Below are 14490 nucleotides of genomic sequence, written 5' to 3' on the forward strand. Positions count from 1 at the left end.
TTCCCCTGGGAATGTTGTGGTGGTCGTGCCTTGATATGAGAGGTGCGGGCCCTTCCGCGGAGGAAGGGCCCGCAGGCAGTTACCACTGGAAGCCCGCACCGACGGAGAAGCCCCAATCGCGGGCGGTGTTGCCGCTGGCCTGCGCCTTGTAGACATAGCGGCCGTTCTCGGTGATGCCCGACAAACCCACGGCCATGCCGTATTCGCCCTGGTATCCACCGAAGCCCACCGCCAGCATGCTCTTGCCCGGCAGGTACGCCTGCGGCAGACCCGCCATCGCCATCGCCGACGACGTCGCACCGCGGTAATTGCGTTCCATCGTCCACACGTCGTTGTCCAACTGGGCCAGGCGACTGTCGGTGTACTGGTTGGCCTGGCTAACGGCGGAGTTCACGCCCGCGGTGAGCTGGTTGACGTTGACCGCATCGGTGCCGGCGATGCCCGGCGCCACGCCGGTGATCGTGCGGCCACCCACATTCACTTCGCCGGTCGAGGTGCTGCTGCCCACGTAAGCGGCGTTGTAGTTGGTCTGCGCGCCGACGGTGGTGGCCGAACCCGCGCCCAGCGCCACGCTGTTGCCGTGCGTGGCCGAGGCATTGTTGCCCAGCGCGGTGCTGTTGGTGGCCGAGGCGGTGGAACCGGTACCGATCGCGGTGCTGTTGGCGCCGGTGGCATGGCTCTGGTTGCCCACCGCCAGTGCGTTATTGCCGCTGGCCACCGCACCGTTGCCACCTGCAGAGGAATTGGTTCCCGTCGGCAACGGCTTGACGATCGGGCCTTCCTGGCTGACCTGGAACATGCCATCGGCGCCGTTCTGCACGGCATCGATGTCGCCGGTGACGTTGTTCACCGTATCGGTCAGGTCGCTGATGTCGCCTTGGATATCGACGATGTCGCCCTGGATGTCGGTGATATCGCCCTCGATGGTGGTGACCCGGTTGTCCAGATTGGTGATGGCGTTGTTGATGGCGGTGTTGTCGACAGTGATGCTGTTGATGCCTGCATTCAGCTGGTCCACGTTGACCGCATCGGTGCCGGCGATGCCCGGCGCCACGCCGGTGATCGTGCGGCCGCCGACGTTCACTTCGCCGGTGGAGTTGCTGCTGCCCACATAAGCGGCGTTGTAGCCGCTCTGCGCGCCGACGGTGGTGGCCGAACCCGCACCCAGCGCCACGCTGTTGGCGTGGGTGACGGTGGCGCCGCTGCCCAGGGCCAGACCATCGGCGGCGGAGACGGTGGCGCCGTTGCCGATGGCCGTGCTGTTGGTGCCGTTGACGAGGGCGCCATTGCCTTGGGCGATGGCGTTGTCTCCGGTCGCCGAAGCGCCGGTGCCTACCGCGATGCTGTTGCCGCCGACCGCCAGCGCGCCATCGCCCGCGGCATAGCCGCCGTCGCCGCTGGCCACGCTGTTGGGACCGATGGCCACCGCGTTCAAACCGCTGGCGACGGAGTCCGGGTCGGTCGAGTTGGCGTGGAAGTACATGATGCCGCCGCCGGAGACGATGCTGTTGATCGCCAGGTTGGTCGCATACAGCTGCGAACCGTTGATGGCATCCGTGCTAGTGGCGCTGATCTGGCCTGCTGCGACGTTGGTGATCTGGCGCTCGTTGCCAGCGCTGCCCACGCTGACCACACCCACCGGTGCTTCACCCGCGAAGTTGTAGGTGGTACCGCGGATAACGGCGCTGGGGGTGGCGACCGCTGCCGAGGTCACGGCACCGGCACCGAGGGCCACGCTGTTGGCGGTGCCCGCGGTGGCCCCGAGACCGACAGCCACGGAGGAATCTCCCGCTGCCGTCGCATTCACACCAGCCGCCAGTGCGTTGATGCCAGTGGCGCCATTGTTGTTGTAGTTGCCGCCCTGCACGCCGTTGTCGTTGACGCTGTAGTAATGCGTCGCCACACCGTCCACCAGGTTGGTCACCTGATCCAGATTGACCGCGTCGCCGCCATTCACCGCCGGAGCCACATTGGTGATGGTCGTATTGCCGGCATCGATGCCGATATTGGTGATGCTGGGACCGCCGCTGACGAAGCTCACGCTGCCGTCGGTGATCAGCGTGTCGCCAACGGTGACGCTGGTGAAGTTGGGGTTGGCCACCACGCCCACGGTCATCGTGCCGGTGGTGTCGTCGTACGTCACGGTGGCGTTGCTGCCCGCGGTCATCGTCAGCGTTTCATTCGGTGCGATGTTGCCGGTGGTGGTGCCGTCGGTGATGTTCCAGCCGGCGTTGGCGATGTCGCCCACCGCATTCAGCTGATCCACGTTGACTGCATCGGTACCGTCTACGCCCGGGGCGACATTGGTGATGACCGTGCCGCCGGCGTTGATGCCGGTGCTGGTGACGCTGGGGCCACCGGTGATCGTCAGGCCGTTGTTATCCAGCACCGTGTTGCCGGCGGTGACGCTGTCAACGGTGATGTTGTCGGCCAGGTCGAAGGTCACATCGTTGCTGGTCGGGTCCTTTGAGACGACCAGGTTGCCGTCGCCGTTGCTCAGATCGACGCTGTTGCCCGTTGCGCTGTTCACGCCGACGTTGGTTGCGTTGGCGCCTTCGGCGCTGACCGTCCAGCCATCGCCGATCGCTTCCACCGCCTGATTGGTCGCGAACAGCTGCGAGCCGTTGATCGCATCGGTCGAAGTATTGGTGATCCGGCCGGCCGCCACGTTGGTGATCGTGCGTTCGGTACCCACTCCGCCAACGCTCACCGTCGAGGTCGGCCCGGTGCCTTGGAAGTTGTAGGTCACGCCGTTGATCGTCGTGTTGGCCGTGCCTACCGCCACATCCGTCACCGAACCCGAACCCAACGCCACGTCGCCCGCGTTGGCGCCTGCTGTTGCCCCTGCGCCGATGGCCGTGGCGTTGTTCTGGCTGGCTACTGCCCCAACGCCTGCGGCAAGCGCGTTGACGCCGCTGGCGCCGTCGTTGTTGTAGTTGCCGCCCTGCACGCCGTTGTCGTTGACGCTGAAGTAGTGCGTCGCTGTGGCGGCCACGGTATCGGCCACCGCTCTCAATTGACGGACGTTGACCGCATCGGTGTCCTGCGTACCGCCCGCCACATTGATGATCTGACGCTCTCTACCCGCCTGACCCACCGATACCGCACCTTCATTCGATGCGACGGCCACATTGGAGAACAGCTCGGTCGCGCCGCTCATACCGGCACGGTCGGCGATCGCCGCACGGCCAAGCGCCACGCCATTGACGGCGGTTCCTTGCGCGCCGAAACCCACCGCAATGGAACCCACCGCACTGGCGTTCGCCTGCCGTCCAATGCCCACCGCAAAGTCACCTGTCGCACTCGCTGATTGACCCAAGGCAACCGTCGAGGCCGCGGTCGACTGCGTTGCGTCGCCAATCGCTACTGCGCCATTCCCGGCCGAATTGGACGCGCCGCCGATGGCGATCCCCAGCCGGACGGAGGCGCTGCTTCCGACACCGATGGCGATGGTGTGCTGCTCCGTAGACGAGCTGCTGTTGCCGATCGCCACGGCATTGATCCCGGTGGCCTCGGCCCCCGCCCCTGCGGCGAAGCTGCTATCACCGCTCGCAATGGCGCCTACGCCCGCCGCAAGCGCATTGATCCCGCTGGCGCCGTCGTTGTTGTAGTTGCCGCCCTGCACGCCGTTGTCGTTGACGCTGTAGTAGTGCGTCTCCGACGCGGCAATCTGGCCGCTCAACGTATCGGCCACCGAATACAGTTGCGAACCGTTGATCGCATCGGTCGAGGTATTGGTGATCTGGCCGGCCGCCACGTTGGTGATTTGCCGCTCGGCACCCACGCTGCCCACGCTGACCACGCTGGTCGGTCCTGTGCCCGCGAAACCCGAATAGGTGACGCCATTGACGGTGGCGCTGCTGGTCCCTACCGCCGCTGCGGTCACCGAGCCCGAGCCCAGCGCCACATCGCCCGCGCTCGTCGCGGCCGTCGCACCATCACCGATTGCCACATTGCCGGCGATGCCAACAGCGCCAGCGGTGGAGTCGTTGCCCAACGCCACGCTGCCCTGCCCGATCGCCAGATTGCTGTTACCGATCGCCACCGCGCCATTGGCTTGGTTAGCGGCGGTCGCCGTCGCCGTGCCATCGCTGTTGGCGATGTTGTTCGCGCCGCCGACGAAAGCGCCGGTACCGCTGGCGTAGCTGGGATCGCCTATCGCCACCGCGCCGTCGCCGAAAGCGGTATTGGAGCGTCCGATCGCCACCGCACCGCCCGTGGCGGTCCCGGCATTGGCCGTGCTCAGATTGCCGATGGCGACGTTCGCGCCGGTCGTGCCCGTGCTGGCGGCATCGCCGACGGCAACCGATGAAGCGCTGCCGGCAGTCGCGTTCTGTCCGATGGCGATTGCGCGGGCTCCCAATGCGGCGGCCGGAGTTCCGGTGGGGCCCGTTCCGCCACCGCCGCCGATGGCGATAGCGCCGGGGGAGGCTGCGTTCGCCCCCGCCCCTGACGTTGCGCCGGGACCAGACCCAATGGCAACGGAGTAAGCATTGGCTGCCGATGCCGACACGCCGAGGGCGACCGCTCCCGGTGCAAGCGCTTCGGATCGGTAACCGACGGCCGTCGTCGTAGTGCCAAACGTGTGCGCGAATGCGCCAATCGCAACCGCGCCGCTGGCAATGCCGGAGGTCTGTTGATTGAAAGCGCCATTGCCGATGGCAACACTGTCATGTGCCGCCGAAACAGCATTCTGTCCCGCGGCAATCGAATTTGTTCCTGTCGCACCGTCATTGTTGTAGTTGCCGCCCTGCACTCCATTGTCGTTGACGCTGAAGTAGTGGATGGCGTTCGCATCGACCTCATTGCTGAGGTTCTCGATGGACTGATTGGTCGCATACAGCTGCGAGCCGTTGATGGCATCGGTCGAGGTATCGGAGATCCGGCCGGCCGCGACATTGGTGATGGTGCGTTCTGCATTTACAGCGCCCACGCTGACTGTGCTGGTCGGGTTGGTACCCATGAAGGAGTAGCTCACCCCGTCGATGGTCGTGCCGGTGGTCGCTACCGGCGCTGCGGTCACCGAACCAGAACCCAACGCCACATCGCCGGCGCTGGTGCCCGCTACCGCTCCTGCGCCGATGGCCGTGGCATTGTTCTGGCTGGCTACTGTGCCAACACCTGCGGCAAGCGCGTTGACGCCGGTCGCGCCGTCGTTGTTGTAGTTGCCGCCCTGCACGCCGTTGTCGTTGACGCTGTAGTAGTGCGTCTGCACCGCATTGGTCGCGTCGGTGAGCTGGCTGACGTTGACTCCATCGGTCGGGTTCGTGCCCGCGGCGACATTGGTGATGACCGTGCCGCCGGCATCGATACCGGTGGTGGTGATGCTCGGGCCGCCCGTGATGACCAGGCCGGTCGCGCCGACGGTGGTGCTGTTGACGCCGTCATCGACGGTCAGGCCAGCCGTGTTCAGCACGCTGTTGCCGGCGGTGACGCTGTCCACGGTGATGTCGTCGGCCAGGTCGAAAGTGACATCGTCATCGGTCGCGTTCTTGCTGACCACGATATTGCCGTCGCTGTTGTTCAGATCGACGGTTTCATCCGGCGCCACATTGGTCGCATTGGCGCCCTGCGCGCTGACATTCCAGCCGGCGTTGGCGATGTCGCTCACCGCCGTTAGTTGATCTACGTTGACCGCATCGGTACCGGCTGCGCCCGGGGCGACGTTTGTGATGACTGTGCCGCCGGCGTTGATGCCGGTGCTGGTGACGCTCGGGCCACCGGTGATCGTCAGGCCGTTGTTGTTCAGCACCGTGTTGCCGGCGGTGACACTGTCGACGGTGATGTCGTTGGCCAGGTCGAAGGTCACGTCGTCGCTGGTCGCATCCTTCGACACGACGATATTGCCGTCGCTGTTGTTCAGATCGACGGTTTCGCCCGGCGCCACGTTGGTCGCATTGGCGCCCTGTGCGCTGACGTTCCAGCCGGCGTTGGCGATGTCGCCAATCGCGTTCAACTGGCTGACGTTGACGGCATCGGTGTCGGCCACACCGGCGGTCACGCCGCTGATGATGCCGGTGCCGCCGGCATTGATGGTGGTACCGCCGAACACGGGGGAGTCGGCCATCCGGATATTGATGGCGCCGGTGGTCGGGTCGGTGACCGTCTGCAGGTTGCCGCCGCTGTAAGTGCCCGCAGTGGTGGCATCGCCCCGGATGGCCAGGGTCTGGCCCAGGTCGCGATGTACGTCACCGGCGGTGTTGTCGTTGCCGGTGAAGTTCAGGCCGGCCGTGCTGACGGACGTCAGCTGGCTGACGTTGACCGCATCGGTGGGATTCGCGCCCGCGGCGACGTTGGTGATGACCGTGTCGCCGGCATTGATACCGGTGCTGGTGACGCTCGGGCCACCGGTGATCGTCAGGCCGTTGTTGTTCAGCACCGTGTTGCCGGCGGTGACGCTGTCGACGGTGATATCGTCGGCCAAGTCGAAGGTCACATCGTCGCTGGTCGCATCCTTCGACACGACGATATTACCGTCGCTGTTGTTCAGGTCGACGGTTTCGTCGGGGGCCACATTGGTCGCATTGGCGCCCTGTGCGCTGACGTTCCAGCCCGCGTTGGCGATGTCGCCCACTGCGTTCAGCTGATCCACGTTGACCGCATCGGTACCGGCAGCGCCCGGGGCGACGTTGGTGATGACCGTGCCGCCGGCGTTGATGCCGGTGCTGGTGACGCTTGGGCCACCGGTGATCGTCAGGCCGTTATTGTTCAGCACCGTGTTGCCGGCGGTGACGCTGTCGACGGTGATGTTGTCGGCCAGATCGAAGGTCACATCGTTGCTGGTCGGGTCCTTTGAGACGACCAGGTTGCCGTCGCCGTTGCTCAGATCGACGCTGTTGCCCGTTGCGCTGTTCACGCCGACGTTGGTTGCGTTGGCGCCTTCGGCGCTGACCGTCCAGCCATCGCCGATCGCTTCCACCGCCTGATTGGTCGCGAACAGCTGCGAGCCGTTGATCGCATCGGTCGAAGTATTGGTGATCCGGCCGGCCGCCACGTTGGTGATCGTGCGTTCGGTACCCACTCCGCCAACGCTCACCGTCGAGGTCGGCCCGGTGCCTTGGAAGTTGTAGGTCACGCCGTTGATCGTCGTGTTGGCCGTGCCTACCGCCGCTGCCGTCACCGAACCCGAACCCAGCGCTACATCGCGTGCGTTGTTGGCCACCGCGGTATCGCCGAACGCGACCGCACCCGCCGCCAGCGCGCTGCTGGTGTTACCGATCGCCACGCTGCCCTGGCCGACCACAGTGTTCTGGAAGCCGATACCCACCGCGCCCTGCGCCGCCGTACCCGCGACGCCGACCGCCTGGCCACCGCCGCCGACCATGTTGGTGTTACCCATGGCTACCGAGCCGTTACCGGTAGCCGTGTTGTCCAAGCCCTGTGCCACCGCACCGTTGCCGGTAGCGGTGTTGGGGTCGCCGATGGCGACCGCGCCGTTACCGCTGGCGAAGTTGCCGGCGCCGATCGCCACGGCCCTGCCGCCAGTGGCGGTGGAGTTCGTGCCGATGGCGACAGCGTCGGCGGAATTGGCGACCGCGGTATTGCCCATCGCGATGCTGTTCTCACCCGATGCATTGGCGTGGAAGCCCACGGCTGTGGACGCTACCCCGCCTGCAGTGGCCTGATAACCCGCGCCAAATGCGAATGTGGCCGTGGCGTTTGTGCCCCCGCCAATGGCGGTAGCTGTGGTGACGCTCGCATTGGCGCCATTGCCGTAAGCGGTCGCCCAGTCGCCGATGGCTCTCGCGCCCTCACCGACCGCGGTCCCATGAGACCCCGTCGCGCTGGAATTGCGCCCGATCGCGATGGCGTAGATCCCCGAGGCCCCGGAGTCCGTGCCTATGGCGATACCACTCTCGCCCGTTGCGTTGGCGTGCAGGCCCATGGCCGTAGATGCCACCCCACCCGCAGTGGCCTGAAAACCGGCTCCGAGTGCGAACGTGGCTGTGGCGTTTGTGCTGGCGCCAATGGCCGTGGCCGTGGTGACACTGGCATTAGCGCCGTTGCCATAAGCGGTCGCCCAATCGCCGATGGCTCTCGCCGCCTCGCCAACTGCGGTCCCATAAGACCCTGTCGCGGTGGCATTACGCCCAATCGCAATGGCGAAAGGCCCTGACGCGCCGTTATTGGTGTAATTCGCCCCGACTGTGCCGCCATCGTTCACGCTGAAGTAGTGAACGGGCGTGCTGGCCGCGATAGCCGAGATCGCTTGGTTGGTCGCATACAGCTGCGAGCCGTTGATGGCATCCGTCGAGCTCGCGCCGATTCGGCCAGCGGCCACATTGGTGATGGTGCGCTCGCTGCCGACGCCGCCACCCACGCTTACCGTTGAAGTCGGACCCGTACCCGCGAAGTTGTAGGTGGTGCCACCGATCACGACGCTGGATGTACCCACCGCCGCCGCCGTCACCGAACCCGAACCCAGCGCCACGGCGCCGGCGTTGTTAGCGACCGCCGTGTCGCCGAACGCTACCGCGCCGGCCGCCAGCGCGCTGCTGGTGCTACCGATCGCCACGCTGCCCCGGCCAACCACGGTATTTTGAAAACCGATGCCAACCGCGCCCTGCGCAGCTGTGCCAGCGACACCAACCGCCTGCCCACCGCCGCCGACCATATTGGTGTTGCCCATGGCTACCGAACCATTGCCGGTGGCTGTGTTGTCCAGGCCCTGCGCCACCGCACCGTTGCCGGTAGCGGTGTTGGGGTCACCAATCGCGACCGCGCCGTTGCCGCTGGCGAAGTTGCCGGCGCCGATCGCGACGGCCCTGCCGCCGGTGGCGGTGGAGTTGGTGCCGATGGCGACCGAATCCGCGGAATTGGCGACCGCGTTCGTTCCGGCGGCGATCGCATTCTGGGCACTAGCGGTAGCCCCATTGCCCAAGGCCAGCGCGGAGACGGCCAAAGCATTGGCGCCGGGACCGAAGGCAGCCGCGGCATTGGCGGTAGCGGCAGAGAACTCACCCACGGCCGTGGCGTTGGTTGCACCGGCATTGGCATTGGCGCCAACCGCGGTCGAGCCGCTGACCCCCGCTGCTACGGCACTGGTGCCCAAAGCGACCGACGAGCTGGCCGACGCGTTCGCCCCGCGCCCGATTACCGTGGCGTCGCTTGCCGACGCGGTGCTCTCACCGCCAATGGCGATCGAATTGACACCTCCAGCATTCGCGCCCGCGGTCGCATTGCCGCCAAGCGCGACCGCGCCCGCGCCTGAGGCGCGCGCGGAATTGCCTAGTGCTGTGCTGCTCTCAGCCTCCGCACGCGTTAAGCGTCCGACGGCCGTTGAGAAATGGGCAGTGGCCGCTGCGGACGAGCCGAGCGCGGTCGAGGAAACGCCTGTTGCGACCGACAGGCCGCCGCCCGCCAGGGAAGAAGAGCCAGACGCTGTGCTGCTGCTGCCGATCGCCGTCGAATTCTGCGCCGACGCAACGGTGTCGGGGCCTACTGCCACCGAATTCACTCCTGTGGCGCCGTTGTTGTTGTAATTCCCTTTGATCACGCCGCCATCGTTGATGCTGACGTAGTGCGTCGCCGCCCCGGCGATGGTCGCCTGCAGGGCCTGATTGGTCGCATACAGCTGCGAGCCGTTGATAGCATCCGTCGAGCTCGCGCCGATTCGGCCAGCGGCCACATTGGTGATGGTGCGCTCGCTGCCGACGCCGCCACCCACGCTTACCGTTGAAGTCGGACCCGTACCCGCGAAGTTGTAGGTGGTGCCGCCGATCACGACGCTGGATGTACCCACCGCCGCCGCCGTCACCGAACCCGAGCCTAGCGCCACGTCGCGTGCGTTGTTGGCCACTGCGGCGTCGCCGAATGCAACAGCACCTGCTCCCAGTGCTCTGCTGACATTACCGATGGCGACGCTGCCTTGGCCAACAACGGTGTTCTGGAAACCAATGCCGACCGCGCCCTGAGCCGCCGTGCCGGGCGTGCTTACGGCCTGACCGCCACCGCCAACCATGTTGGTGTTGCCCATGGCTACCGAACCATTGCCGGTAGCCGTGTTGTCCAGACCCTGCGCCACTGCACCATTACCGGTGGCAGTGTTCGGATCGCCAATCGCAACTGCGCCATTGCCACTGGCGAAGTTGCCGTCGCCGATAGCCACCGCTCTGCCGCCGGTGGCGGTCGAATCGTTGCCGATCGCCACGGCGCCGGCCGAGTCCGCAAGCGCCGAACGGCCCATCGCGATGGTGTTGGCGGCGGTCGCGTTGGCCTCGGTTCCGATTGCCAGCGAATCGACGCCGGTCGCTTGAGCCAAGGCCGATATCGCAACCGCGTTGGTGGCGGTCGCGTCGGTATCGACACCCAATGTTATCGAGTTGACCGCGTTGGACGTGCTATTGCGTCCGATAGCGATGGCGCTCTGGTTTGTCGCTAAGGCGGTTTGACCCAAAGCGATGGCGTCCGACCCGGTGGCCTGGCTGGCGAGCCCCACCGCAACGGCGTTTAACGCCGATGCCGTCACATCCGTGCCAATGGCGACCGAGCCCACCGCAGTGGCGCCGGCTCCCGGAGCCGTGCGCCCGCCGATATTGATCGAGTTCAGTTGAGATGCGACCGCCTGGAAGCCGATGGCGACGGCGTTCCGGCCGCCTGCGTTGGCGCTGCTGCCTTGCGCGACGGCATCCAGTGCGGAAGCTCTTGCCAGCGTGCCAATGGCTATCGCGTTGCCCACGCTGGCATTCGCGTTCACGCCGATCGACGTGGTTGCATCGGCCGCGACGCCGATACCTGCGTTGGTGCCGATGGCGATATTGTCGTCGCCGCTTACCAGGCTGCCGGCCGCGGCGTCCAAAGTGGCATCGTAGGCAACCGTACCATCGCCTACGCCAAAGGCCACGTTGCGCGTTCCGGTGACGCCCGAACCCGCTCCACGCATCACGCTGGCAATGCCGCCACCGATGGCGGTGTTCTGCGCGCCGGTGACCAGCGCGCCGGAAGCAATACCCAATGCGACCGAACCCGTATTGCCGACCGTCGAACCCGCACCGGCACCCTGGCCGACCGCAACGGTGCTGGTACCCATGGCAAGCGCTTGCGCGCCGAGCGCAAGCGAGCTATTTCCTATCGCTTGAGCGGCGTTGCCGACAGCGGTGGCTGCGGCGTTGCTTGCCGTTGCCGTATAACCGCCGGCGAACGATTGGGCGCCGCTGGCGTTGGCGCTAGTACCTATCGCAGTGGAGTGCCCACCACTGGCATCGGCGAAGGAACCCAGGGCGCTGGCGCCGATTCCGGTGACATTGGCGCGCACGCCAACGGCGGTCGCATTGGTGGCGCTCGCGATTGTTTCGGATCCCAATGCGGTGGCATTTATCCCCGTGGCATCGGCTGAGTTGCCCATGGCAACACCGCCTTGGGCGGTCGCAGTGGAGGCAGTGCCGAGCGCGAGGCTGAAACCACCCGTAGCGCGCGTGTTAACACCGATTGCGATGTCGTTGGGCAAGGCTGTGTTGGTTTGGACGCCCGCATTCGCGCCTATGCCGATTGCGATTGACTGGTTGCCCCACGCCTTGGCTGAGGTACCCATCGACACCGCGCTTGTGCCTGTTGATGCTGCTTGGGTGCCTATGGCAACAGTATTGTCAACAGTAGCGGCCACGTCGGTGCCGATGCCGATGGAGCCAGTACCTAGCGCACCTGTCCCCGGGGCGGTGCGCGGACCCATATAAATGGAATTCTGTCCAGAGGCAATGGCTTGGTAGCCAACAGCCGTGGCATTCAGCGCCGTACTTTGGGCGTTATAACCTAAAGCAGTGCCTCCACCTGCAGTCGCTTGGGACATGAAACCCGCGCATGTGCTGCTGCCGGCGTAGTTGTTGTACGGCGCCGCAGCGCAGCTCACCTGTGCTTGTGCCGACCCGGCCCATCCCATCCCGCCCATCGCCAGCAAGGCCATGACGGTTGCAGACAACGTTGCCGCCGGGCGCGAAGCCGACTTCCCACCGGACGCCTTGCCGCGCGGCGTGGCCAGTTCGGACGCGACCACCAGCTGCTTCAACGAGCGGTTCCATACCAGGCTATAGATCTTGTTCATTACTTGTTCCCCTGTTGCAAGCGAATTACGAGATTTGAAAAAAAGGCGATGCGGCGCGATGGACCCCGTCGATGAGGATCGCGCCAGTTGCTATAGCCGAAGCGGCGCAAGCGCCAGCCGGCACTCGGTGCGGCATAGGCGCGCAGAGTGGTCATGTTCGTGATCGGCGCCGAAAGGACGCAATCGCTTACCAAAGGAACGTAGCCACCATCCATGTCGCTTGTTCTGTCCATAGTCGGCTATGCCGAAACCTCTCCCTTTTTCCCGAGGGCCGCATCGGCCCTCTCTGTCGCGGTGTACTGCGCCGCGCAGGTGCCCGCTGGCGTGTCCGACCGTGAGTAGAGAAAAACGAACCGAGGGAAAATCTGATCCCGCCGTGCGCATGTCCGCTGCACGTATAGGGTCGAGGAGTTGTAACTCGATTGCTGCATTCCCGCGTCCCTGGCTCTTGATGGGTTGCGGGCGTAATGCCACGCTTCCTGAGGGAAAGCGGAACGGAATGTCCCCTTAAAAGCAGTTGCGGTCTTTTGATCGCAAAGGCTTCCCCCTGCGCGAACTCTAATCACACGATGCCGTGACCGTCACTCTCGAAATATTTCAAAAACTAACCAACACGTGCACTTGTAAATGAAGGCGCATGCATATCGGCATGTAAATTGTGATTGTCGTCGCGACGGTGGCGAGCAATAGCCTGCAAACACGAAGTTTGTTTTTCTCGTATTACGAAATCAGTATTCGCCTATACGAAATTTACATACGACCATTTGATTAGTCTCTGCTCGAAGCGCGGTGCCGCTATGGAGTGCGGGTGATCCACGTCGGCCGCTCCCTTTGACCGGAACAATAAAAAAGGGCTGCGATTTCCCGCGACCCTCTTCTTTGCCAATCAGGTCCGGTACCTGCATGGATCGGGTACCCCTCATTGGTCAGCTTGCTGACCTGCAATAGCAGACTCACGGGTGGCGCGCAGCTATCGGAATCAGCGCGGGTGGTTCTGGAAGCGCACGAATAGCGTCAGCGTCAGGCTTCCAATTCATTCCCGCCAACACTTTGGGCCGGGTCGCCACCCAAATCTTCCCACGTGTTCGCCAAAGTGCTCTGGCCCTCGCCCCTGAATTCCCAGCCTCCGACCAAAACTTCCCGCACGCAAGGTAAAAGAGCTTGCGAATCCATGCCTTGGATACCCAGTCGCCGGGCTCGAAAAGTCGAGGTTGGGGCTAAACGCTTTGCCGATGGACCCTAGCGCCTTGCGCCCGGCCCCCAAAGCCCGAATTTCGCAAACCTTTCTGCTGGCCGCGCGAGCCTGTTTGCCCCGAATCGGAGCTCGGCCGGTTGCGGGTGGAGCGCTTGCGGTCCGCCGCTGGGAATTTGCGGCTTGCGCTAGTGATCCGACCGGCGAGGAATGGGTTCCATGCCACTGCAATCGTCCGATGAGACTCGGCTGGGAAAGCGCCACGTTCGCATCGCGGAGGTCAGGGGGTCGATCCCCGTCCGCTCCACCAAAACAAAAAGGGCTGCGGTTTTCCGCAGCCCTTTTCTTTGCCATCAGATCCGGATTAGAACCGGACCTCTTGGACCCTACGCTGACCAACAATAGAGTGGGCTGCCCAAAATGCCACGAGCTGCCAGAGTATTTACGTCAGCTCCCCAAAAACAGTAGAAAAGGTCTTGGCCTGGGTGATACACCAACCAGTAGCCTGCGTTATGAGCAACACACAAACCTGAAATTATGCTTCCATCGCTAGCATCTGAGAATCCCGGCGGCATGACCACAGCACTAATCGGAAATGGCTCGCATTGATGTTCACGAATGTCTTGAGCGAGCTCAGCGAAATACAACTCTTCGTCTACGCCCGCGTTGACGTAAACCCCAGTCGTGTCAGATAACGCAGCTTCAAGCCTGTCGATTGGCGAAATACATGGCACTTCTCTCACAATTGCCTCCGATTGCAATTTCCTGAGGCCGCAGGTTATTAGTTCCAACTAACAAAGCTCTGCCCGCTACCTTAGCTCTGGTTCGGGACAGAGAGAGTACTTAACAAAACCGCTTTCCGAAGCTCTTTCTCAAGCACAGAGTGCTCTGTGACCAGTCCTAGAAGTACGTTTGCTTCACCAGCATCAGCTCCAAAAATAAAATACTCACATGCTTCCTTTTCGCTTTCAAAAGATGTTGTAACGACATCCAATCTATCCTGGTCTTCCAACATAAAATCTATTTCTTCATGCAATTTATCTGCATACGGACCAACGCAGCAGAATTCCTTACAGCCATTCCCCACCAAATCTTGCGAAATTCGCAATGCGGATGTCAACTCACTAAGCGAATAGGCCGGTAATAGAGTCAAAAAATCAACGTCAGTCAGCACCGAACTGGCCCGCGCATCGAAGCCAAAATCGTCCACTATAACTAAGCGAGAATTGAAGCTAATTGATTCCATAATCAACCTCATGAA

At 63.8% G+C, this 14490-nt stretch carries 3 protein-coding genes; all 3 read right to left on the reverse strand.

All coding sequences use genetic code 11. The features are described from left to right. Positions 1-79: 79 nt before the first annotated feature. A complete protein-coding gene (locus tag J2W94_RS12355) occupies positions 80-12037 on the reverse strand; it encodes an ESPR-type extended signal peptide-containing protein (RefSeq protein ID WP_310093804.1) in 11958 nt (3985 codons plus the stop codon). Then, positions 12037-12192, reverse strand: a complete 156-nt coding sequence (locus J2W94_RS12360; RefSeq protein WP_310093807.1) for a hypothetical protein — start codon at positions 12190-12192, stop codon at positions 12037-12039. The genes J2W94_RS12355 and J2W94_RS12360 overlap by 1 nt, the downstream gene beginning before the upstream one ends. A 1851-nt stretch (positions 12193-14043) precedes the next feature. Next, a complete protein-coding gene (locus J2W94_RS12365; protein ID WP_310093810.1) occupies positions 14044-14475 on the reverse strand; it encodes a hypothetical protein in 432 nt (143 codons plus the stop codon). Between the last annotated feature and the right edge of the window lie 15 nt (positions 14476-14490).

The sequence above is a fragment of the Pseudoxanthomonas sacheonensis genome, from assembly GCF_031455975.1.
GTDB lineage: Bacteria > Pseudomonadota > Gammaproteobacteria > Xanthomonadales > Xanthomonadaceae > Pseudoxanthomonas_A > Pseudoxanthomonas_A sacheonensis_A.